At 68.2% G+C, this 22,022-nt stretch carries 21 protein-coding genes and 5 tRNA genes; 7 read left to right on the forward strand and 19 right to left on the reverse strand.

Going from position 1 to position 22,022, the window contains the following annotated elements; genetic code table 11:
- The 6 genes from hfq to rlmE form a co-directional block, all read right to left on the reverse strand.
- On the reverse strand, positions 1-279 hold the full coding sequence (hfq, locus tag FHW73_RS05350) for an RNA chaperone Hfq (RefSeq protein WP_183425682.1): 279 nt from the start codon (positions 277-279) through the stop codon (positions 1-3).
- Positions 280-434: 155 nt separating this feature from the next.
- Complete coding sequence (miaA, locus tag FHW73_RS05355) at positions 435-1,421, reverse strand: tRNA (adenosine(37)-N6)-dimethylallyltransferase MiaA (protein ID WP_183425683.1); 987 nt, start codon at positions 1,419-1,421, stop codon at positions 435-437.
- 22 nt (positions 1,422-1,443) lie between these two features.
- The gene (locus tag FHW73_RS05360) at positions 1,444-2,865 is read right to left on the reverse strand and encodes an amino acid permease (protein ID WP_183425684.1); all 1,422 of its coding nucleotides are present in this window, start codon (positions 2,863-2,865) and stop codon (positions 1,444-1,446) included.
- A 121-nt stretch (positions 2,866-2,986) separates the two neighbouring features.
- Positions 2,987-3,886: a dihydropteroate synthase gene (gene folP, locus FHW73_RS05365; protein ID WP_183425685.1), complete on the reverse strand. Its 900-nt coding sequence runs from the start codon at positions 3,884-3,886 to the stop codon at positions 2,987-2,989.
- 135 nt (positions 3,887-4,021) lie between these two features.
- The gene (gene ftsH, locus FHW73_RS05370; protein ID WP_183425686.1) at positions 4,022-5,950 is read right to left on the reverse strand and encodes an ATP-dependent zinc metalloprotease FtsH; all 1,929 of its coding nucleotides are present in this window, start codon (positions 5,948-5,950) and stop codon (positions 4,022-4,024) included.
- Positions 5,951-6,066: 116 nt separating this feature from the next.
- Positions 6,067-6,693, reverse strand: a complete 627-nt coding sequence (rlmE, locus tag FHW73_RS05375; protein WP_183425687.1) for a 23S rRNA (uridine(2552)-2'-O)-methyltransferase RlmE — start codon at positions 6,691-6,693, stop codon at positions 6,067-6,069.
- Between the two features lie 83 nt (positions 6,694-6,776).
- On the opposite strand from rlmE, the gene yhbY reads away from it, so the two are divergent.
- Together yhbY and FHW73_RS05385 are read left to right on the forward strand one after the other, a co-directional pair.
- Positions 6,777-7,082 (forward strand): ribosome assembly RNA-binding protein YhbY, encoded by a 306-nt coding sequence (gene yhbY / locus FHW73_RS05380; RefSeq protein WP_183425688.1) that lies wholly within the window; start codon positions 6,777-6,779, stop codon positions 7,080-7,082.
- 15 nt (positions 7,083-7,097) lie between these two features.
- Positions 7,098-7,481: an Mth938-like domain-containing protein gene (locus FHW73_RS05385; protein WP_183425689.1), complete on the forward strand. Its 384-nt coding sequence runs from the start codon at positions 7,098-7,100 to the stop codon at positions 7,479-7,481.
- Between the two features lie 74 nt (positions 7,482-7,555).
- Here the strand turns inward: FHW73_RS05385 and FHW73_RS05390 are convergent, their stop codons facing one another.
- The 4 genes from FHW73_RS05390 to surE are packed head-to-tail and all read right to left on the reverse strand — an operon-like array spanning position 7,556 to position 10,336.
- Positions 7,556-8,344 (reverse strand): peptidoglycan DD-metalloendopeptidase family protein, encoded by a 789-nt coding sequence (locus tag FHW73_RS05390; protein WP_183425690.1) that lies wholly within the window; start codon positions 8,342-8,344, stop codon positions 7,556-7,558.
- Positions 8,278-8,862: a YqaA family protein gene (locus tag FHW73_RS05395; RefSeq protein WP_183425691.1), complete on the reverse strand. Its 585-nt coding sequence runs from the start codon at positions 8,860-8,862 to the stop codon at positions 8,278-8,280. Before FHW73_RS05395 ends, FHW73_RS05390 begins: the two co-directional genes overlap by 67 nt.
- The gene (locus FHW73_RS05400) at positions 8,862-9,557 is read right to left on the reverse strand and encodes a protein-L-isoaspartate(D-aspartate) O-methyltransferase (protein ID WP_183425692.1); all 696 of its coding nucleotides are present in this window, start codon (positions 9,555-9,557) and stop codon (positions 8,862-8,864) included. The genes FHW73_RS05395 and FHW73_RS05400 overlap by 1 nt, the downstream gene beginning before the upstream one ends.
- Complete coding sequence (surE, locus tag FHW73_RS05405; protein ID WP_183425693.1) at positions 9,554-10,336, reverse strand: 5'/3'-nucleotidase SurE; 783 nt, start codon at positions 10,334-10,336, stop codon at positions 9,554-9,556. Before surE ends, FHW73_RS05400 begins: the two co-directional genes overlap by 4 nt.
- A 123-nt stretch (positions 10,337-10,459) precedes the next feature.
- On the opposite strand from surE, the gene FHW73_RS05410 reads away from it, so the two are divergent.
- Positions 10,460-11,005, forward strand: a complete 546-nt coding sequence (locus FHW73_RS05410; protein ID WP_183425694.1) for a Smr/MutS family protein — start codon at positions 10,460-10,462, stop codon at positions 11,003-11,005.
- A gap of 311 nt (positions 11,006-11,316) precedes the next feature.
- On the opposite strand, the gene lon is transcribed toward FHW73_RS05410, so the two are convergent.
- From lon to FHW73_RS05445, 7 genes are all read right to left on the reverse strand, one after another.
- Entirely contained in the window at positions 11,317-13,776 is a 2,460-nt protein-coding gene (lon, locus tag FHW73_RS05415) for an endopeptidase La (RefSeq protein ID WP_183425695.1), read from the reverse strand.
- Positions 13,777-14,007: 231 nt separating this feature from the next.
- Positions 14,008-15,297: an ATP-dependent Clp protease ATP-binding subunit ClpX gene (gene clpX, locus FHW73_RS05420; protein WP_183425696.1), complete on the reverse strand. Its 1,290-nt coding sequence runs from the start codon at positions 15,295-15,297 to the stop codon at positions 14,008-14,010.
- A gap of 112 nt (positions 15,298-15,409) precedes the next feature.
- Entirely contained in the window at positions 15,410-16,036 is a 627-nt protein-coding gene (gene clpP / locus FHW73_RS05425; protein ID WP_047137988.1) for an ATP-dependent Clp endopeptidase proteolytic subunit ClpP, read from the reverse strand.
- A 58-nt stretch (positions 16,037-16,094) separates the two neighbouring features.
- Entirely contained in the window at positions 16,095-17,402 is a 1,308-nt protein-coding gene (gene tig / locus FHW73_RS05430) for a trigger factor (protein ID WP_183425697.1), read from the reverse strand.
- A 347-nt stretch (positions 17,403-17,749) separates the two neighbouring features.
- Positions 17,750-17,834 (reverse strand) — tRNA-Leu (locus tag FHW73_RS05435).
- A 576-nt stretch (positions 17,835-18,410) separates the two neighbouring features.
- A tRNA-Lys gene (locus tag FHW73_RS05440) sits at positions 18,411-18,486 on the reverse strand.
- 75 nt (positions 18,487-18,561) lie between these two features.
- Positions 18,562-18,638: transfer RNA gene (locus FHW73_RS05445), tRNA-His, on the reverse strand.
- A 65-nt stretch (positions 18,639-18,703) separates the two neighbouring features.
- On the opposite strand from FHW73_RS05445, the gene FHW73_RS05450 reads away from it, so the two are divergent.
- From FHW73_RS05450 to FHW73_RS05460, 3 genes are all read left to right on the forward strand, one after another.
- On the forward strand, positions 18,704-19,495 hold the full coding sequence (locus FHW73_RS05450; protein ID WP_183425698.1) for an isochorismatase family cysteine hydrolase: 792 nt from the start codon (positions 18,704-18,706) through the stop codon (positions 19,493-19,495).
- Between the two features lie 152 nt (positions 19,496-19,647).
- Entirely contained in the window at positions 19,648-19,941 is a 294-nt protein-coding gene (locus FHW73_RS05455) for a hypothetical protein (RefSeq protein ID WP_183425699.1), read from the forward strand.
- Between the two features lie 256 nt (positions 19,942-20,197).
- Positions 20,198-20,695: a ferritin-like domain-containing protein gene (locus FHW73_RS05460; RefSeq protein WP_183425700.1), complete on the forward strand. Its 498-nt coding sequence runs from the start codon at positions 20,198-20,200 to the stop codon at positions 20,693-20,695.
- 160 nt (positions 20,696-20,855) lie between these two features.
- On the opposite strand, the gene FHW73_RS05465 is transcribed toward FHW73_RS05460, so the two are convergent.
- Positions 20,856-20,932 (reverse strand) — tRNA-Arg (locus FHW73_RS05465).
- A 32-nt stretch (positions 20,933-20,964) separates the two neighbouring features.
- Positions 20,965-21,041: transfer RNA gene (locus FHW73_RS05470), tRNA-Pro, on the reverse strand.
- Positions 21,042-21,186: 145 nt separating this feature from the next.
- On the opposite strand from FHW73_RS05470, the gene FHW73_RS05475 reads away from it, so the two are divergent.
- Entirely contained in the window at positions 21,187-21,948 is a 762-nt protein-coding gene (locus FHW73_RS05475; protein ID WP_183425701.1) for a Bax inhibitor-1/YccA family protein, read from the forward strand.
- Positions 21,949-22,022 lie beyond the last annotated feature (74 nt).

Genomic DNA, 22,022 nt, shown 5'->3' on the forward strand with positions numbered 1-22,022 from the left:
TCATTCGGGCTGTTCGGCGGCGTCGTCGCCCGCACCATTCGCGGACTCGACAAAACCGCCACCGGGCGCCACACGCACGTTGCGCGCCGGCACCACGGTCGAGATCGCATGCTTGTAGACCATCTGGCTCACGGTGTTGCGCAGCAACACCACGAATTGGTCGAACGACTCGATCGTGCCCTGCAGTTTGATGCCGTTGACGAGGTAAATCGAGACCGGTACGCGCTCACGGCGCAGTGCGTTCAGGAAAGGATCCTGCAAGGACTGTCCCTTGGACATCGTGTTCCCCAGCTTGGTTATTGTTGTCGGGCGCTGGCCCGTCGACGCCACTCCCCCGCGACGCGACCCGCCGATGTTACACAACCCTCGCCTCGCGCGTACGGGACGGTTCGTCTTGAGCGGCGGGTCCGGGCGCGCGATACCGCCCCGGCGCCTCAGCCGCCCGCTGTCGTGGGCGCCGGGTGCGCGGCCAATGCCTGGTCCACCGCGGCATCGAGCGCGGCGCGCTCGCGCACCGGGTCGAACCAGCGCACCTGGCTGCGCCCACGCAGCCAGGTGAACTGGCGCTTGGCCAGTTGCCGGGTCGCGGCAATCGCGCGCTCGCGCATCGACGCCAGATCCCCCAGCCCGTCCAGGTACTCCCAGGCCTGGCGGTAGCCGACGGCGCGGATCGCCGGCAACGCCAGCGGCGCGGGATGGGCACGCAGCGGTGGCATGGCACGCAGCGCGCGAACCTCGTCGAGGAAGCCGGCAGCGAGCATCGCATCGAAGCGTGCGGCGATCCGCGCATGCAGCTCGGCGCGTTCGGGCGGCGCGATCGCCAACTGCAGCACGCGCGCCGGAAACGGCGGCGCCTCGGACGGGCGGCGCTGCCAGTCGCTGATCGGCACGCCGCTCAGGCGATGCACTTCGAGCGCGCGCTGGATGCGCTGCGGATCGCCCGGCCCGATCCGCGCCGCGGCGTCCGGATCGACCGCCGCAAGCTGAGCATGCAACGCCGGCCAGCCAAGTGTGGCGGCCTGCGCGGCGATCTCCGCCCGCACGGCCGGGTCGGCGGCCGGCATCGGCGACAGGCCTTCGAGCAGCGCGGCAAAGTACAGCCCGGTGCCGCCGGCGAGGATCGGCAGCCGGCCGCGCGCGAGGATGTCCTCGATCGCGCGGCGGGCATCGACGGCGAACTCGGCCGCCGAATAGGTCTGCCACGGATCGCGCAGGTCGAGCATGTGATGCGCGACGCGAGCGCGTTCGGCGGCATCGGGCTTGGCCGCACCGATCGAAAGGCCGCGATACACCAGCGCCGAGTCGACGCTGACGATCTCGCCGCCCAGGCGTTCGGCCAGGGCCAGCGCCAGCGCCGACTTGCCCGAGGCGGTCGGGCCCATCAGCGCGATCGCCCAGGGCCGGACGTCGCCGACGTTCATCGCGTGCAGATGCGCGCGGGCCTCATGCGTCGCCGCCGCGGCCCAGCACGCTGTTGCGCCGCGCGTAGAGCAGGTAGACCAGGACACCGAACACGTTCCAGGCCAGGAACCACAACTGCGTGCGCTGCGGCAGGCTCCAGAACAGGTAGGTGCAACCGAGGATCGCGATCGGGCCGATGACCCAGGCCAGCGGCGCGCGGAACACGCGCGGGCGCTGCGGGTCGCGCACACGCAGCACCAGCATGCACAGCGCGACCGCGGTGAAGGCGGCCAGCGTGCCGGCATTGGCGAGCGCTGCGATCTCGTCCAGGCGGGCCACGCCGGCGAGCGCGGCGACCAGCACTGCGGTGAACAGCGTGATCATCACCGGCGTACCGCGCCGGGCATCGACCTTGGACAGCGCGCGCGGCAGCAGGCCGTCGCGCGACATCACGAAGAACACGCGGCTCTGGCCATAGAAGAACGCCAGCAGCACCGTCGGCAGCGCGACCACCGCCGCGCCCGAGACGATGCCAGATGCCGTGCCCTGCCCCAGTTCGCGCATGATCAGCGCCAGCGGTGCCGGGCTCTGGGCGAACAGCGTGTAGTGCATCGCACCCACCGCCGCCAACGCGACCAGCAGATAGATCACCGTGCAGCCGACCATCGAGCCGATGATGCCGATCGACAGGTCACGCTTGGGATTGCGGGTTTCCTCGGCCGCGGTGGAGATCGCATCGAAGCCGTAGAAGGCGAAGAAGATGATCGCCGCGGCCGCCATCACCCCACGCTCCACGCCATCGCCGCCCATGCTCTTGGCAAAGCCGTGCGGCATGAACGGCTCGAGATTGGCCGCGTCGAAGTGCGGCAGCGCGATCGCCACGAACACCGCCAGCGCGACGACCTTGACCACCACCAGGACCGCGTTGAGCGTCGCGCTCTCCTTGGTGCCCACGACCAGCAGGCCGGCGACGGCGAAGGTGATCAGCACCGCCGGCAGGTTGACCACGCCGCCCGCATGGGGGCCGACCGCGATCGCCTGCGGCACGGTCACGCCGATGCCGGTCAGGAACTCGACCACCGAGCCCGACCAGCCGACCGCCACCGCACTCACGACCAGCGAGTACTCCAGGATCAGGCTCCAACCCACGATCCAGGCGATGCCCTCACCGAGCACCGCATAGCTGTAGGTGTAGGCGCTGCCGGCGGCCGGCATCATCGTCGACATCTCGGCGTAGGCGAGCGCGGCGCACGCGCAGACCACGCCGGCGACGAGGAACGACAGCAGCACCGCCGGCCCGGCGAGGTTCGCGCCGACGCCGATCAGGGTATAGATGCCGGTGCCGACGATCGCGCCGATGCCCAGCGCGACCAAGTGCGGCCAGCCGAGGGTGGGCACCAGCCGGCGGCCCTCCTCGTGCACGGTGATCAGATCGATGTTCTTGCGCCGCAACCAGGCCTGCATGCGGAAATCCCCACCCCGAAACGAAGCGCACAGTGTGGGGCATCCCCCGCCCCATTGCGATGTGCGCTGCGGCAGCCGGTCGCAGCCCCCTGCGACGCCGACCCGACGCCGCCAGCGACGCTCAGGCGTCGTCGGGCCACTGGATCGACGGCGCCGCCGTCGCGACCCGCGGGCGCGGCACCGCCGCCACCGCCTGCCAGACCTGCAGCGCATCGACGGTCGCCGCGACATCGTGCACGCGCAGCAGCCGGGCGCCGTTCTGGGCGGCGATCAGGTGCGCGGCGACCGACCCGGCGACGCGCTCGGCCGCCACCTCGCGCCCGGTCAGCTCGCCGATGCTGCGCTTGCGCGACAGACCGGCCAGCACCGGCACGCCAAGTTCGCCCAGACGCGCGAGTTGCGCCAGCAGCGCCAGGTTGTGCGCGGTGGTCTTGCCGAAGCCGAAGCCCGGGTCGACGACGATCCGGCGGCGTTCGATGCCGGCCATCTCGGCGGCGAAGATGCGCTCGGCCAGGAACCGGTGCACCTCGCCGACCACGTCGTCGTACTCGGGCGCGTCCTGCATGCCGCGCGGCTCGCCGAGCATGTGCATCAGCACCACCGGCACGCCGAGCGCGGCCGCGGTCTCGAGTGCGCCTTCGCGGCGCAGCCCGTAGACATCGTTGATCAGACCCGCGCCGGCCTCGACCGCGGCGCGCATGACCTCGGGCTTGGAGGTGTCGATGCTGATCGGTAGCGCGGTCTGCGCGACCAACGCCTCGATGACCGGCAGTACCCGCCGCAGTTCTTCATCGACCGGCACCGCATCGGCGCCAGGCCGGGTCGACTCGCCGCCGATGTCGAGCACGTCGGCGCCCGCCGCCGCCAGCTGCAGGCCGTGCGCGATCGCGGCCTCGGCCGTCGCATGCGCCCCGCCGTCGGAGAACGAATCGGGGGTGACATTGACGATGCCCATGACCCGCGGGCGGTCGAGCCGCAGGACGCGGCCGTTGCAGTCGAGCTGGGGTGCGGTGTCGAACATGAGGCGTCGGGACTCGGCGTGGAGACGGGGCGTCGATTATCGGACGTCCGGCCTCGCGACGCCGCTCAAGCAAAACGGCACCCGGTCGCCCGGGTGCCGCTGCGTTGAATCACATCTCGTGCGCCAGCCTGACCCTCAGGCCTGCTCGGCGGCCCCGCCGATCGGCTGCAGCGGGCGCTTGCCGCCGGTGTCGCCGTCATCGCCACCACCGCCGGGCGGATTGGCCTTGCCCCAGCCCATCGGCGGCGGCGGGTCACGGCCTTCCATGATCGCGTCGATCTGCGGCACGTCGATGGTCTCGTACTCGAGCAGCAGCTTGGACATCGCATGCAGCTTGTCGATGTTGCCGGTCAGGATCTCGCGGGTGCGGGCATAGGCCCGGTCCAGGATCTCGCGCACGACTTCGTCGATCTTGCGCGCGGTGTCGTCGGAGACGCTCTTGTGCTGGGTGACCGAACGGCCCAGAAACACCTCGTCGTCCTCCTCGCCGTAGGCGATCGGGCCCATGACGTCCGACAGGCCCCACTTGGTGACCATGTTGCGGGCGATCTTGGTCGCACGCTCGATGTCGTTCGACGCGCCGGTGGTGACCTTGTCCTCGCCGAAGATCAGCTCCTCGGCCACGCGCCCGCCGTACAGCGAGCACAGCTGGGATTCGATCGCCACGCGGTTCATCGAGTACTTGTCGCCCTCGGGCAGGTACATGGTCACGCCCAGCGCGCGGCCGCGCGGGATGATCGTGACCTTGTAGACCGGATCGTGCTCGGGCACCAGGCGACCGACGATCGCGTGGCCGGCCTCGTGGTAGGCGGTGAGCGTCTTCTCGTCCTCGCTCATCGCCATCGAGCGGCGCTCGGCGCCCATCAGGATCTTGTCGCGCGCGCGATCGAAGTGGTCCATGCGGACCTCCTTGGCATTCTCGCGCGCGGCGAACAGCGCCGCCTCGTTGACCAGGTTCGCCAGATCCGCGCCGGAGAAGCCCGGCGTGCCACGGGCCACGACCAGCGGCTGCACGTCTTCGTCGAGCGGGACCTTGCGCATGTGGACCTTGAGGATCTGCTCGCGGCCCTTGACGTCGGGCAGGCCCACGACGACCTGGCGGTCGAAGCGGCCCGGACGCAGCAGCGCCGGGTCGAGCACGTCGGGCCGGTTGGTCGCGGCGACCACGATCACGCCCTCGCCGCCCTCGAAGCCGTCCATCTCGACCAGCAACTGGTTGAGGGTCTGCTCGCGCTCGTCGTGACCGCCGCCCAGGCCGGCGCCACGATGGCGGCCGACCGCGTCGATCTCGTCGATGAAGATGATGCACGGCGCCTGCTTCTTGGCCTGCTCGAACATGTCGCGCACGCGCGAGGCGCCGACACCGACGAACATCTCGACGAAGTCCGAACCGGAGATCGAGAAGAACGGCACCTTGGCCTCGCCGGCGATCGCCTTGGCGAGCAGCGTCTTGCCGGTGCCCGGGGGGCCGACCATCAGCACGCCGCGCGGAATCTTGCCGCCGAGTTTCTGGAACTTGGACGGATCGCGCAGGAACTCGACGAGCTCGGACACTTCCTCCTTGGCCTCGTCGCAGCCGGCGACGTCGGCGAAGGTGACCTTGGTCTGTTCCTCACTGAGCAGCTTGGCGCGCGACTTGCCGAAGGACATCGCCCCCTTGCCGCCGCCCTGCTGCATCTGCCGCATCATGAAGAACCAGAAGCCGATGATCAGCGCGACCGGCAACAGCTGGATCAGGATGTAGCCCAAGGAGATGCCGCTCGACGGCGGCGCCTGATCGATCGCGACGTTGTGGTTCATCAGATCGTCGATCATGCGGTCGTCGCGACGCGGGGCGATCACCGTGCCGGTCTGCCCGCCCTTGGTCTTGAAGGTGATGGTGCGCTCGTCCTCGGCGATCTTCACCGAGCCGATCTGGTCGCGGCGCACCTGCTCCATGAACTGCGAGTACTGGACGTCCTGGCCGCCGGCAGCACCGGTGCGCGGGCTGAAGCTCTGGAAGACCACCATCAGCACGATGGCGACCACCACCCAGAGCAACAGATTCTTGACCAGATCGTTCATGTGATTGTTCGACTCTTCATTAGGTGGAGCGAGAAAACCGTCGCCACGCCGGCCGATGGTACTACGGCCGCGTGGTGCCGCCGTTCATGGTCCCAAGGCCCGGCAGGCGCGTCCACTCAACGCGGCCGCTTGCCCTGGGCCAGGGCGTAGACCTCGGGCGAACGCTGCCGGGAGGCGGCCGGCTTGCGGATCGAGAGTTTCTCGTACCGCTGCCGCAGGTCCTTCACGTAGGCGTCGAAATCGGTGCCCTGGAACAGCTTGATGAGGAAGGTGCCACCGGTGCGCAGGTGGTCGTCGGCGAACGCCATCGCCAGCTCGGCCAGGTGCATCGCCCGTGGCTGGTCGACAGCGTCGATACCGCTTTTGTTGGGGGCCATGTCCGACAACACAAGGTCCACCTGCTGGCCACCGAGTGCGGCCTCGAGTGCGGCCAGCACCGCATCCTCGCGGAAATCGCCATGCAGGAACTCGACCCCGGCCAGCGACGGCATCTCCAGGATGTCGAGCGCGATCACCCGCCCGCTGTCGCCCAAGGCCTGCCGGACCCACTGCGACCAGCCGCCGGGCGCCGCGCCCAGATCGACGACGACCATGCCCGGCTTGAGCAGCCGGCTGCGCTCGACCAGTTCCTCGAGCTTGTACGCCGCACGCGAGCGTAGCCCCTCGGCCTGCGCCTTCTTCACGTAGGGGTCGGAGAAATGTTCTTTCAGCCAGCGCTGGCTGCTTTTGCTGCGGGAGGCCATTGCCGGCTCGGTCGGGCTGAACGGAGGACGCGAACGGCCATGATATCCTGCGGGCCGTTTTCATTCCTGCGACCGGTTCATCCATGAGTAACGTCCTGACCGCTGCCCAGACCCGTTTTCTGCGCGGCCAGGCCCATGGCATCAAGGCCATGTTGCAGGTGGGCGGCAAGGGCATCACCGATGCGCTGGTCGCCGAGATCGATGCCGCGCTCGAGCATCACGAACTGATCAAGGTGAAGGTCGGGGCCGCCGACCGCGAGGCTCGCGACGCGATGATCGCCGAACTGGCCGAGCGTACGGCCAGCGCGCTGGTCCAGCGCATCGGCCATGTCGCCGTGCTCTACCGGCAGAGCCGCGACCGTCGCCAGATCGTGCTGCCGCGGGCCTGAGCGCCCGCTTCGCCGATGCAGCTCAGCCTCGAAACGCCCGACTTCGACTACGTCCTGCGCGGCGCGGACGGCAGCAGCGCGCGGGTCAACGATCGCCAGCTGACCCGCAGCTTCATCGTCGCACCGCGTGCGCTGGTCGAGGACTGGCCCGCCACCTCGGTGCGCACGCTCGACCTCGACGCCCTCGCCCCGGTGCTGGCACTTGAGCCCGAAGTGATCCTGCTGGGCACCGGCGCTCGCCAGGCGTTTCCGCCGGCCGCAACGATGGCCGCCTGCCTGTCGCGCGGCGTCGGCCTGGAAGCGATGACCAATGCCGCCGCAGCCCGCACCTTCAATGTGCTCGCGGGCGAAGGCCGGCGGGTGGTGGCGGCCTTCGTGCTGGAGGGCGGCGCGTCGTGATCGCTGATTCGATGTCAGCGGCGCACCGCTGACGTCGACGCATCACGCCTTCACGCCTGCCCCATGACGCCGGCTCATCGCGCCGGCAGATACGACAACGGATCGACCGGCTTGCCGTTGTAGCGAATCTCGAAGTGCAGCATGTCGCGGGCGGCGCCGCTGCGGCCCATCTCGGCGATCTGCTGTCCGGCGCGGACGCGCTCGCCCTCGTTGACCCGGCGGGTGCGATTGTGGCCGTAGGCCGACAGCCACTGCTCGTCGTGCTTGACGATGATCAACTCGCCGTAGCCGACCAGGCCCGAGCCGGAATAGACCACGACGCCATCGGCCGCCGCGCGGACCGGCTGTCCGCCAGTGCCGGCGATGTCGATGCCCTGCTTGGTGGGTTCGTTGGCGACGTAGCGCGCGATCAACTGCCCGTCGGTCGGCCATTGCCACTGGAATGGGCTGCGCGCCGGTGGCGGCGCGGGCGGCTGCGGCGCCGACTGGGTCGGCTGCACCGGCTGGCGCGTGCCGCCCGACGACGCGGCGACGGACCCGCCGCGTCCGCCCGGATACAGGCGCAGCCGCTGGCCGGGATAGATGGTGTACGGCGGCGGGATGCTGTTCCAGGTCGCCAGGTCCAGGACGCTGATGCCGTTGTTTGACGCGATGCGGTACAGCGTGTCGCCACGCTGCACGACCACGCTCTGCCCCGGCTTCGGGGTCGAGGTGCGCGCCGCGCCACCCTCGCGCACTACCCGACTGCTGCCGCAGCCGACGAGCAGCAAGGCCGTCAACACCAGTACCACGATCCTCATCGGCGAAACTCCATCCAGACCAGTCCGACTGCGACTAGGCCGACCATCAGCCAGCCCAGCCATTCGATGTAGCGCCGCAGGATCGGCTCCACACGCGGGCCGCCCCAGGCCATCAGCCCGGCGACGAGGAAGAACCGCGCGCCGCGCCCCACCAGCGAGCCGGCGATGAACGGTAACAGCCCCACGCCGAGCGAACCCGACGCAATCGTGAATACCTTGTACGGAATCGGCGTGAAGGCAGCGAGGAAAACGAACACGAAGCCATGACGCAGAAACAGCGCCTGGATCTCCTCGAACGCCGGCTGCCAGCCCATTCGCACGATCCATGGCCAGACGAGATCCAGCGCGTAATGGCCGATGACGTAGCCCAGCAGGCCACCGACGACCGAACCGAGGGTGCACAGCAGCGCGTAACGCCACCACTTCCGAGGCTGCGCCAGCGCCATCGGCGCGAGCATGACATCGGGCGGAATCGGGAACACCACCGATTCGGCGGCGCTCATGAAGGTGAGATAGCGCGGCGCATGACGATGCCGGGCCCAGGACAACACGCGCTCGTAGAGCGCCTCGAACAGCCGCATCAGTCGATGTACCCCGAAAGCAACGGCACGAACGCCACCGCGGCGACATCCTGCTGCACGAGCCGGCCGTCGGCCTGCTTGTGCAGCACCAGCAGCCGCTGCGCACCCGCCGCGCCGACCGGCGCGACCAGCGTGCCGCCGTCCGCGAGCTGCGCGGTCAATGCCTCGACCAGCGCAGGGCCGGCCGCCGTGACCACGATGCCGTCGAACGGGCCGTTCTCCGGCCAGCCGATACGACCGTCGTCATGCTTGCTGCGGACATTGAGGCCGAGCGAGCGGAAGCGCTTGCGCGCCACGCGCAGCAGCTCGCCAATCCGCTCGACCGTGTGCACCTCGATACCCAGCGCGGCAAGGATCGTGGCCTGGTAGCCCGAGCCGGTCCCCACTTCGAGCACCTTGCGCGGCATGCCGTTGGCCAGCAGCGCTTCGGTCATGCGCGCGACCACCCAGGGTTGGGAGATCGTCTGGCCGTGCCCGATCGGCAGCGCGGTGTCTTCGTAGGCGCGGGTCGCCAGCGCCTCGTCGACGAACAGATGCCGGGGCACGGTGCGGATCGCGTTGAGCACGCGCTCGTCGGAAATCCCGCCCCCCGGATGCGCGCCATCGCGCAGTCGCTCGATCAGGCGATCGCGCACGCGCTGCGAGGTCATGCCCACGCCCAATGCCTCGGGTTGCAGCCGCAGGCGCGCCATCATGCCTGCGTCGCCCGGAGCCCGGCCTCCAGCCCACCGACCCAGTTGGCGACATGCTCGAGCGCCTGGTAACGGGTGAGGTCGACATGGATCGGGCTGATCGAGATATGCCGCGTGCGCACGGCATGGAAATCGGTGCCGGGGCCGGCGTCCTGTTCCGGGCCGGCGGCGCCGATCCACCAGAACGTCCGCCCGCGCGGGTCGACGATCGGCGTGCAGCCTTCGGCGCGGTGGCGATTGCCCAGCCGCGTGACCTCGAAGCCTGCGAGGGCGTCCCAGGCGACATCGGGCACATTGACGTTGAGGATCGTGTCGGCCGGCAGCGGATCGGCCTTGAGCCGGGCGACGATCTCGACTGCGGCGCGCGCGGCGGTTTCGTAGTGGCGCCCGTCGTGATGGGACGTGACCAGCGACATCGCGACCGCCGGCAGCCCGCAGAAGCGGCCTTCCATCGCCGCGGCGACAGTGCCCGAATAGATGACGTCATCACCGAGGTTGGCGGTGTTGTTGATGCCCGACACGACGATGTCGGGTTCGCGATCAAGGAGGCCGGTCATCGCCACATGCACGCAGTCGGTCGGCGTGCCATGGACCCGCCAGGTCGTCTCGTCGAGCTGCACCACGCGCAGCGGCAGGTCGAGCGTGAGCGAGTTGCTGGCCCCGGACCGGTCGCGGTCGGGGGCGACGATCAGCACCTCGTGCCCCGCATCGCGCAGCCCCTGGGCGAGGATCCGGATGCCCGGTGCGTCGACGCCGTCGTCGTTGCTGACCAGTACGCGCATGAACGTTTCCGAAAGCCCCCTGCGGTTGGCGAAGCGGACATGATAACGGATGCGTCCTACGCGCCCCAGCTTGCGCGGGCGCACGATCCTGCGCATGACCCGCGTCCGCGCTACGCTGGCGCCATGAGCCGCAACCACGACGCGCCCGACGACGACGACGCCGCGCTGTTCCGCGCCGCCATCGGCGCGGTGCGCGAACTGCCCAGCGCGCCGCCACCGCCACAGGCGCCCCGCCCGCGCCCGGCCACGCGCATGGCCGAGCGCGACGACGAGGAGGCGCGCAGCGAGTTCCGGCAGCTGCTCGATGGTCCGCTGCTGCAGGGCGGCGACGCGATGCAGTACCGCCGCGACGATGTGCCTGCACGCGTACTGCGCCGGCTCGGCCGCGGCGAATATGCGGCACAGGAGGAACTGGATCTGCACCATGCCGACGCCGCGCAGGCGACGGCGCTGTTGCGGCTGTTCCTGCGCGACGCGGTCGATGCCGGCGTGGGCTGCGTGCGCATCGTGCATGGCAAGGGGATGAATTCCTCGCCCGACGCGCCGGTCATCAAGAATCTGGTCGATCGCTTGCTGCGCCAGCGCGGCGACGTGCTCGCGTTCCACAGCGCGCCGGGCGCGCAAGGCGGCACTGGCGCGGTGCTGGTGCTGCTGCGCCCGCGGCGCTGACCGTTGACCAATAGACGGCGCCCAGACCGAGGTCATTGCTGATGATCTCATCCTCTCTCGATTTCACGACTGCAGTCCCACTTCGGTGGGACAGCGGCCTGCCGGCCGGAAGCCGCTTCCCCCTCGGTCAAGGCTTCCTGCCTTGACTCGGGCGCGCGCCATCCATGGCGCGCTCAACGCGGCCACCAGCTGACAATCCGCTGCTGCGGACGTTTGCAATGCAAGTGCGTTGAACGCCGCAAACCGATCAAGACCCAAAAGAAGGGCCGCAATCGCTTGCGGCCCTCCTTCGGTGCGGCATTGCGCGGGCGTCAGTGCTTGACGCGGGTGCGCCGGCCTTCGCCGCCGTTCTTGGGCACCACCTTCGAACGTGCCTTCTTCGGTTCGGGCTTGGCCGAGGGCGGCGGCGGCAGCGGCCGCTCCAGGGCCAGGTCGAGCACCTCGTCGATGTACTTCACCGGCACGATCTTCATGCCCTGGGTGACGTTCTTCGGGATGTCGGCCAGGTCCTTGCGGTTCTCCTCGGGGATGATCACGGTCTTGATGCCGCCGCGCAGCGCCGCGAGCAGCTTCTCCTTCAGACCGCCGATCGCGGTCACGCGGCCGCGCAGAGTGATCTCGCCGGTCATCGCCACATCCGCACGCACCGGGATGCGCGTGAGCAATGAGACCAGCGTCGTCGCCATCGCGATGCCGGCACTGGGACCGTCCTTGGGCGTCGCGCCGTCGGGCACGTGCACATGGATGTCGTGCTTCTGCAGCGTGTCGAGCTCCAGGCCGAGCCGCTCGGCCCGCGCGCGCACTACCGACATCGCCGCCGAGGCCGATTCCTTCATCACATCGCCCAACTGGCCGGTCAGCGTCAGCTGTCCCTTGCCCGGCACCTGCGTGGCCTCGATCTGCAGCAGGTCGCCGCCGACCTCGGTCCAGGCCAGGCCGGTGACCAGGCCGACCTCGTTGTCCTGCTCGGCACGACCGAAATCGAAACGCTGCACGCCCAGGTACTTGTCGAGATTCTTCTCGGTGACCTTGACCGTCTTGATCGCCTTTGCGCCCTTGCCCTTGGTCTGGACCGGACCGGCCAGCGCGATCTCCTTGACCACCTTGCGGCAGACCTTGGCGATCTCGCGCTCGAGATTGCGCACGCCCGACTCGCGCGTGTAGTAGCGCACGATGTCGCGGATCGCGCCTTCGGAGATCGCCAGCTCATCGGCCTTCAGGCCGTTGGCCTTGAGCTGCTTGGGCAGCAGGTAGCGCGTGGCGATGTTGAGCTTCTCGTCCTCGGTGTAGCCCGGGATGCGGATGACCTCCATGCGGTCGAGCAAGGGGCCGGGGATGTTGAGCGAGTTGGATGTCGCGACGAACATCACCTCCGACAGGTCGAGATCGACCTCCAGGTAGTGGTCGTTGAAGGTGTGGTTCTGCTCGGGATCGAGCACTTCCAGCAGCGCCGAAGCCGGGTCGCCGCGGAAGTCCATCGACATCTTGTCGATCTCGTCGAGCAGGAACAGCGGATTCTTGGTGCCGACCTTGTTGAGGCTCTGCACGATGCGGCCCGGCATCGAGCCGACGTAGGTCCGGCGATGGCCGCGGATCTCGGCCTCGTCGCGCACCCCGCCCAGCGCCATGCGGGTGAACTTGCGATTGGTCGCCTTGGCGATCGACTGGCCAAGCGAGGTCTTGCCCACGCCGGGCGGGCCGACCAGGCACAGGATCGCGCCCTTCATCTGCTTGACGCGCGTCTGCACGGCCAGGTACTCGAGGATGCGTTCCTTGACCTTCTCCAGACCGTAATGGTCGGCGTCGAGCGTGTCCTGGGCGGCCTTGAGATCCTTGCGGACCTTGCTGCGCTTCTTCCACGGCACGCCGAGCAGCCAGTCGAGATAGTTGCGCACGACCGAGGCTTCGGCCGACATCGGCGGCATCTGCTTGAGCTTGTTGAACTCGGCGCGGGCCTTGGTCTCCACCGGCTTGGGCATGCCGGCCGAGGCGATCTTGCGGGCGAGCTCCTCGATGTCGTTGGGCGCGTCGTCGATCTCGCCCAGCTCCTTCTGGATCGCCTTCATCTGCTCGTTGAGGTAGTACTCGCGCTGCGACTTCTCCATCTGCGACTTCACGCGGCCGCGGATGCGCTTTTCCATCTGCTGCACATCGATCTCGCCATCGACGAAGCCGACCAGCAGCTCCAGGCGGTCGGCGGTGTCGGCCGATTCGAGCAGCCGCTGCTTGTCGGCCAGGCGCACCCCCAGGTGCGCGGCGATCGTGTCGGCCAGGCGACCGGGCTCGTCGATGCCGGCCAGCGTTTGCAGCAGCTCGGGCGGCAGCTTGCGGTTGGTCTTGACGTACTGCTCGAACAGGCCCATCAGCGAGCGCGCGATCGCCTCGACTTCGCGTGGCTCGCGCGACTCGACGGCATTGAGCGGCACGCCGGTGCCCAGCAGTGCGCCCTCGTGTTCGCGGATATCGCGCAGCGAGACGCGCTCGGTGCCTTCGACCAACACCTTGATGGTGCCGTCGGGCAGCTTGAGCAGTTGCAGCACCTGGGCGAGCGTGCCCACCTGGTAGAGATCGTCTGCGCCCGGGTCGTCGATGTCGGCGGACTTCTGCGCGACCAGCAGGATGCGCTTGTCGGCCTCCATCGCCACATCGAGCGCGCGGATCGACTTGTCGCGGCCGACGAACAGCGGGATCACCATGTGCGGGAACACGACGACGTCGCGCAACGGCAGGACCGGGAGATCGTAGGTGTCGGGAGTGGCGCGTGAGCTCATGGGGGGTTCCTTGAAAGATCGCGTCCGGCCGGCGGCGCCGGCCCGGCGACCGGACGAGGCCGCCTGGGGCCAGTCGTTTATGGGGCGCGCGGGCGCCGGATGCAAGCGGGTCGCCCCGCCCCACGCGAAAGCGCCGCGATCGGACCGATCGCGGCGCTTCGTGGCGGCCTTGGGGCGGGCCCCGCAGCTGAACGGCGCGGGGCCCGGAACGTTTCGTTCCGGGCGCTGCGGTCACTCGCCCGAGGAGGCGACCTTCTGCTCGGCGACCGGGGTCTCGTAGATCAGGTACGGCTCGGACTTGTGCTCGATGACCGATTCGTCGACCACGACCTTGCTGACATTCTCCAGCGACGGCAGCTCGTACATCGTGTCGAGCAGCACCGATTCGACGATCGTGCGCAGGCCGCGGGCGCCGGTCTTGCGCTTGATCGCCTTCTTGGCGATCGCCGACAGCGCGTCGGGCCGGAACTCCAGCTCGACGCCTTCCATCTCGAACAGCTTGCGGAACTGCTTGCTGATCGCATTCTTGGGTTCGGTCAGGATCTGGATCAGCGCAGGCTCGTCCAGTTCCTCGAGCGTGGCGACCACTGGCAGGCGGCCGACGAACTCGGGGATCAGGCCGAACTTGATCAGATCCTCAGGCTCGACATCGGCCAGCACCTTGCCGGTGTCGGCCTTGCGCTCGGAACTCTTGAGCTTGGCGCCGAAACCGATGCCACCCGCCTCGGTCGAACGCTGCTGGATCACCTTGTCCAGGCCCGCGAACGCGCCGCCGACGATGAACAGGATGTTCTTGGTGTCGACCTGCAGAAATTCCTGCTGCGGATGCTTGCGACCGCCCTGCGGCGGCACGCTGGCGACCGTGCCCTCGATCAGCTTGAGCAGGGCCTGCTGCACGCCTTCGCCCGACACGTCGCGGGTGATCGACGGGTTCTCGCTCTTGCGCGAGATCTTGTCGATCTCGTCGATGTAGACGATGCCCTGCTGCGCCTTCTCGGCGTCGTAGTCGCACTTCTGCAGCAGCTTCTGGATGATGTTCTCGACGTCCTCGCCGACATAGCCGGCCTCGGTGAGCGTCGTCGCATCGGCGATCGTGAACGGCACATTGAGCAGGCGCGCCAGCGTCTCGGCCAGCAGCGTCTTGCCCGAGCCGGTCGGACCGATCAGCAGGATGTTGGACTTGGCCAGCTCGACCTCGTCGTTCTTGCTGCGGCTCTCGATGCGCTTGTAGTGATTGTACACGGCCACGGCGAGCGTCTTCTTCGCACGCTTCTGGCCGATCACGTACTGGTCGAGCACCTCGAGGATCTCGCGCGGCTTGGGCAGCGAACTGCGCGCCGACTGCGCCTTTTCCTCGAGCTCCTCGCGAATGATGTCGTTGCAGAGCTCGACGCACTCATCGCAGATGAACACGCTGGGGCCCGCAATCAGCTTGCGCACCTCGTGCTGGCTCTTTCCGCAGAAGGAGCAGTAGAGGATCTTGTTGCTGTCGCCGGAACGACCCTGACGGTCTTCGCTCATGCCTTCGCCAAATCAGTATTGCGGTTACGTTTCGAGAATAGCACAGCGTCCGGCACCGCCCTCATGGGCGGTCCCGGCGCTTGCATGCCTGATGAATCAATGACTTGGAACGTCAGGCGGGGGTGATCGTCTCGTCGGGACGGCGCTCGAGCACCTGGTCGACCAGGCCATACTCGCGCGCGGCCTGTGCGCTCTTGAAGTTGTCGCGCTCGGTGTCGCGCGCGATCGTCTCGAACGGCTGGCCGGTGTGCTGAGCCATGATCTCGTTCAGACGCTGCTTCATCGACAGGATTTCCTTGGCATGGATATCGATGTCGGTGGCCTGGCCCTGGAAGCCGCCCAGCGGCTGGTGGATCATCACCCGCGAGTTCGGCAGCGCGTAGCGCTTGCCCGCCGCGCCCGAGGCCAGCAGCAAGGCGCCCATGCTGGCCGCCTGGCCGACGCAGATCGTGCTCACGTCCGGCTTGATGAACTGCATGGTGTCGTAGATCGCCATGCCGGCGGTGACCACGCCGCCGGGCGAGTTGATGTACAGGTTGATGTCCTTCTCGGGGTTCTCCGCCTCGAGGAACAGCAACTGGGCCACGATCACGTTGGCCATGTGGTCGTCGATGCCGCCGACCAGGAAGATCACGCGCTCCTTCAACAGGCGCGAGTAGATGTCGTACGCGCGTTCGCCGCGGCTGGTCTGTTCGACCACCATCGGCACCAGGTTGAGGGCTTTGGTTTCGATGCTCATCAATCGTTCCGTGTCGGAGGGACGTCCGGCCCCGTTGGGCCGGACGGACGGACGCCGCTTACCCCTGCGGGGCGATGGCATCCTGGAAGGACAGCGGCTGCTCGGTGTGCTGGGCGCGCTCGGCGATCCAGTCGATCACCTGCTCTTCCATCACGCGGTTCTGCAGCCCCGACATCAGCTGGGGGTCGTTGCGGTACATCTCAATGACCTGCTGCGGCTCTTCGTAGGTCGAGGCGATCAGGCGCATGGTCTCGTTCACGCGCTTGGGATCGAGCTTGAGCTCGTTGCGGCGCGCGACTTCGCCCACCAGCAGCCCGACCAGCACGCGCTTGCGCGCCGGCTCCATGAAGCCGGTGTGCGCATCCTCGCCCACGTTCGGGTTCTGGCCGTTGCGACGGGCCTGCTCGACGGTCTGGCGCAGCAGCGACCGGGCCTCGGCCTCGACCAGCTTGGGCGGCAGTTCGACGTGCGCGAACGCGGCGACCAGCTGCTCGCCGACCTCGCGGCGCAGGCGGTTCATCAGCGCGCCCTTGAGCTCGCGCTCCAGGTTGCTGCGGATCTCGGTACGGAACTGGTCCATCTCGCCGCTCTTGACGCCGAAGCTGCGGATGAACGCCGCGTCCACCTCGGGCAGCTGCTGCTCGGAGACCTGCTCGATCTTGACGTGCACGGTGGCCTGCTTGCCGGCCAGCTGCGGCACGCGCCAGTCCTGCGGGAAGCTGACCTCGATCGTCTTTTCCTCGCCCTTCGACAGGCCGACCAGCGCCTCCTCGATCTGCGGGAACATCGCGCCCGAGCCGAGCACGGTGACGCCGCGCTCAGCGCCCTCGGCCGGCAGACGCTCGTCGCCGATCTGCGACCAGGTCTCGACATCGACCGCGTCGCCGGTCTGTGCGCCACGCGTGACCGCGCTCCAGCTGCGGCGCTGCAGGCGCAGGTTCTCGATCATGCGATCGATGTCGTCCTCGGCCACCTCGGCGGTGTGACGCACGACCTGGAGCTTCTCCAGTTCGATGTCACCGAAATCGGGCACCACCTCGAACGTGGCGGTGAAGGCCAGTTCGCCCTCGTCCGCGGCGTCGGACGGCGCGATCTGCGGCTGACCGGCCAGGCGCAGCGCGTTCTCGCGCACGCCCTGGTCGAAGCCCTCGCGCAGCAGCCCGTCCAGGACCTCGGCACGGACCTGCTCGCCGAACCGCTGCTCGACGACCTTGGCCGGCACCTTGCCAGGCCGGAAGCCCTTGAGCCGCGTGGTCCGCGCGATCTCGCGCAGACGGCCAGCGACCTGGGTCTCCAGGCGTTCGGATGGCACACGGAACGTCATCCGGCGTTCCAGGGTGCCCAGCGATTCGACCGAAACTTGCATATCCACTCCTGCGCTGCGGACGGCGCCGCACGACTCTGACTTGTTGGGAAATTGGTTCCGACGGCGGCCGGCCGCCCGCGACCTGCGCGGCTGGCGACGGAACGGCGTAGTTTGGCCGATTCGGGGGCTGGCCGCCACCGGGCCGCGCGCCGGGGTGTGCACCGGGCCGCCTGAAGGCGACCAGGGCCCGGCCGGGGCGGGTGCGGCGCTGGGTGACGTCACTGGGAAAGCCTCGAACAGCCCGCGGCGGCGCGCCCTGCCCCAACCCTTTGAAAAGCCTGCGGCGTCACGATCCCCACGCGCGAGCGCGCGTTCCTCATGCCTGCCGCTTTGGGTTCCACCTGGGCTGGTGCGAAAGGCGGGACTCGAACCCGCACGCCTTGCGGCACTGGTACCTAAAACCAGGGCGTCTACCAATTCCGCCACTTTCGCTTCGTGCCCGCCTGGCGGACGGCGGCATCGTAGTCGATCGCAGCCTCCGCGCCCATCCCAGCCTCGCCCGTAGGCCCAGCTACCTGCGAGAGCCCTCGCATCGCGCCCGGGCGAACGCCATGCGCGCTGCGCATGGCCGGACCTGCGCAGCAGGCGAACCGCAGGTTCGAATCCTGCGGCCAGGCCCAGAACGAAAAACGCCCGGCGGTGCCGGGCGTCTTTCGTAACTGGTGGGCGGTCAAGGGTGAGTCCGGGCGGCTTGCGAACCACCGGTTCGCGCCCGGGCGAACGCCGTGCGCGCTGCGCATGGCCGGACCTGCGCAGCAGGCGAACCGCAGGTTCGAATCCTGCGGCCAGACCAAGAACGAAAGACGCCCGGCGGTGCCGGGCGTCTTTCGTAACTGGTGGGCCGTCAAGGGTGAGTCCGGGCGGCTTGCGAACCACCGGTTCGCGCCCGGGCGAACGCCATGCGCGCTGCGCATGGCCGGACCTGCGCAGCAGGCGAACCGCAGGTTCGAATCCTGCAGCCAAGCCCAGAACGAAAAACGCCCGGCGGTGCCGGGCGTCTTTCGTAACTGGTGGGCCGTCAAGGATTCGAACCTTGGACCTATTGATTAAGAGTCAACTGCTCTACCAACTGAGCTAACGGCCCGATGAAGCGGGCGCGCATTGTAATACTGCCTTGCGCGCCAATGCAACACCGAAAGGGCATCGCATCTTGAAACGGTGGGGTGGCTGAGGGGATTCGAACCCCCGACCACTGGAATCACAATCCAGTACTCTAACCAACTGAGCTACAGCCACCACAGATCCGCATCGCCTGCCGACCCAAGGGTCGCCCGGCGGCCGCGCATTCTATCCCGAAACGCATGGCAAACGACATGCTTTCGAAACGGCCCGCGCGGCGGGCGCGCATTGTAGCGCGGCACCGGCCGAAATGGCAGCGCATCGTGTGCGATGTGCGCATGCGCGCCGCGCCACGAATGCGCGTGATGCCCGCCCAGGCATCGGTCTGCTCACACGCCTCCCACGCCTACGCGGCAATAACCCCGCCAGACCGCAACCGGCCGCCCTCGCCGACCCGCCATGCTTCCGGAACAGACCCGCCGATGACCGCAACGCCCGCCCTGCTCATCGTCGACATGATCAGCACCTTCGACTTTCCTCGTGGCGCGCCGCTCCGCCGCGCCGCGATCGACATCGCGCCCAGGCTAGCCCGGTTGAAGCGGCGCGTGCGCGAACAAGGTGGCATGTGCCTGTATGCCAACGACAACACCGGCGCCTGGCGCTCCGACTTCGCGGCGCTGGTCACGCTGGCACGGGCCTCGAAAGCCGAACCGATTCTCGACCACCTCGAACCGCAGCCCGACGACGCGCTGATCCTCAAGCCGCGCCATTCGGCGTTTCACCAGACCGCCCTGCACTTCATCCTGGAAAGCCGCGGGATCCGTCGCCTCCTGGTCACCGGCGTGTCGACCGAGGCCTGCGTGCTCGCCACCGCGCTGGATGCACGCATGCTGGAGATCGACGTGGCGGTCGTGGCGGACTGCGTCGCCGCGAGCAGCGCGCAACGTCACCGGGATGGGCTCTCGGTGCTGCGGCATTGCGATTTTCCCGTCGTGCGCGCGAGCGCCGCACTGGCTGTCTTCGACCGCGGCTAGGCTGACGCACCGCGAGGGCTACATCAGGTGCCTCACGCTTCGCGCGGCGCATGCAAACTTGTCACGCCCATTCAGCGATGTCGCCGCGATGCTCACAGCCTGATCGCGAACCCAACGGCCATGTTGCGAGACCTTCTTCACCATGGTCGCCCATGCCTCACCGGAATCTCGACACGCTGTTCGCCGCATGGGAAGGCGAACTTGTATTGCTCTTCGAGGCGAAGCCCGGGATCGAGGAGTTCTGGCAGCACTGGCACGAGCGTGAAGCGGTGATCGAACGGCTCGTCACGCCCGAACTCGCCGCCTTTGCGGACGCCGCATTCGACCGGTTGCTGACGCTGGCCGAGGCGCACGGCTACGGCCGTCGCCCCCGTCGCACGGCCACGGATCAGACCGCGGATACGGCAGCGACGCCCCCTGCACCCAACACCCCTTCGACGCGCTAAGGCGTGCCTGGCGGACCGCACGACACGCGGCAATCGCGCAATCACAAGGCGCGGCATTGCGACGCCGGGCACACACGCAACTCGCGTTATGCCCTCGCATGTGCATTGCACGCGCGCGCCCAGCACCGTGCCGCACTGCGCCGGCATCGGCGGTTCACCTTTGCAGACCTTGCGCCTCACGACGCCTGCCGCCTCACGCACCCCCGACGACGCGATCCTTAAACAGAGCGTCCCGTTCCCCAAAGGAGAGATTGCAATGGCAGTCAAGACGCTCGAAGAGTTGTTCATCCATGAACTCTCGGACACCCATTCGGCCGAACGCCAGATGGCGAAGGCGCTGCCGCGCCTGGCCCGTGCGGCCGACAATCCGAAGCTGGCGGCGGCGTTCGAAGCGCATCTGGAAGAGACCAACCTGCAGATCGAGCGCCTCGACCGTGTGGTCGAGTTGCTGGACACGCGTCTGAAGCGCATCAAATGCGCAGCGATGGAAGGCCTGGTCGAAGAGAGCAAGGAAGTCATCGACTCGATCGACAAAGGCCCGCTGCGCGACGCTGCGCTGATCGGTGGTGCGCAGAAGGTCGAGCATTACGAGATCGCGTCCTACGGCACGCTGTGTGCGCTCGCCAAGCAGCTCGGGTACACCGACGCGGTCAAGCTGCTGCAGGAGACGCTGGCCGAGGAGAAGGCCACCGACGAGAAGCTGACGCTGCTGGCCGAACAGGGCGGCAACCAGGCTGCGGCCGAGAACGCCTGACCGTGGAAACGGGCCGGGCGCAACGCCCGGCCCGATGCGGCGCGCGCTTCGATGCACGCGCCGCCACAGGCCTGACGACCGGAACGTCCGATCAGGCGCCTGAATTGTATGGAGATTTGTATGGAGGGGCGGCGGCAGCTGCCGCAAGCCATTGATGCAATGGCGCGCCCGACAGGAATCGAACCTGTAACCCCCGACTTAGAAGGTCGGTGCTCTATCCGGTTGAGCTACGGGCGCCCGCGGGACACGCTGCGACCGGGCTCGCCGTGTGGTCGGGGTAGAGGGATTCGAACCCCCGACATCCTGCTCCCAAAGCAGGCGCGCTACCAGACTGCGCTATACCCCGCCGGAATCGAGCGGTCGAATCGCCCGCCGGCAGGCCGGAGGACCCGGGCATTGTCGGAAGGCGCAGCCGCGCTGTCAACGCGCCGCTCTGGCGCCGCGGTGTATCCTGCCCGGCGATTCAACATGAACCACCAGGGGCTTATTCGATGCGCAGCGGCAATCCCACGCTTCAGGAATCCACGTTCCTCGACCTCGCCAGCGGCAGCGTCGTCACCCGCGACGGCGAGGCGATGACGCTCAACGGCACGGTCAACAAGACCGGCTTGCTGCTCCTGCTCGCGGTCCTGACGGCCGCCTTCGCCTGGACGCAGGCAATCGGCCCGGACGGCACGCCGACCGCCAGCTTCGGGCTGTATGCCTGGGGCGGCGCGATCGGCGGCCTGATTCTGGCCCTGGTCACGGTATTCAAGAAGACCTGGGCGCCGGTCACCGCGCCGATGTACGCGCTGGTCGAGGGGTGCTTTCTCGGCGCGATCTCGGCGATGTTCGAGGCACGCTTCCCGGGCATCGTGATGCAGGCGGTGATGCTGACCTTCGGCACGCTGTTCGCGCTGCTGGCGGTGTATCGCAGCGGTCTGATCAAGGCGACCGAGAACTTCAAGCTCGGTGTGGCCGCCGCCACTGGCGGCATCTTCCTGGTCTACCTGGCGACGATCGTGCTGGGCCTGTTCAACATCCAGGTGCCGCTGATCCACGAATCGGGCCTGATCGGCATCGGTTTCAGCCTGTTCGTGGTCGTGGTCGCCGCGCTGAACCTGGTGCTGGATTTCGACTTCATCGAGACCGGCGTCGAGCACGGCGCGCCGAAGTACATGGAGTGGTACGGCGCGTTCGGCCTGATGGTCACGCTGGTGTGGCTGTACGTCGAGTTCCTGCGCCTGCTGGCGAAGCTGCAGTCGCGCGACTGAGCCGCCGCGCCGGGATCGAATCTTCCGGACCAGAGACGACAAGGGCGCCGAATGGCGCCCTTGTCGTGTGGACT

It is taken from the genome of Luteimonas sp. RC10, from assembly GCF_014192745.1.
Taxonomy (GTDB): domain Bacteria; phylum Pseudomonadota; class Gammaproteobacteria; order Xanthomonadales; family Xanthomonadaceae; genus Luteimonas.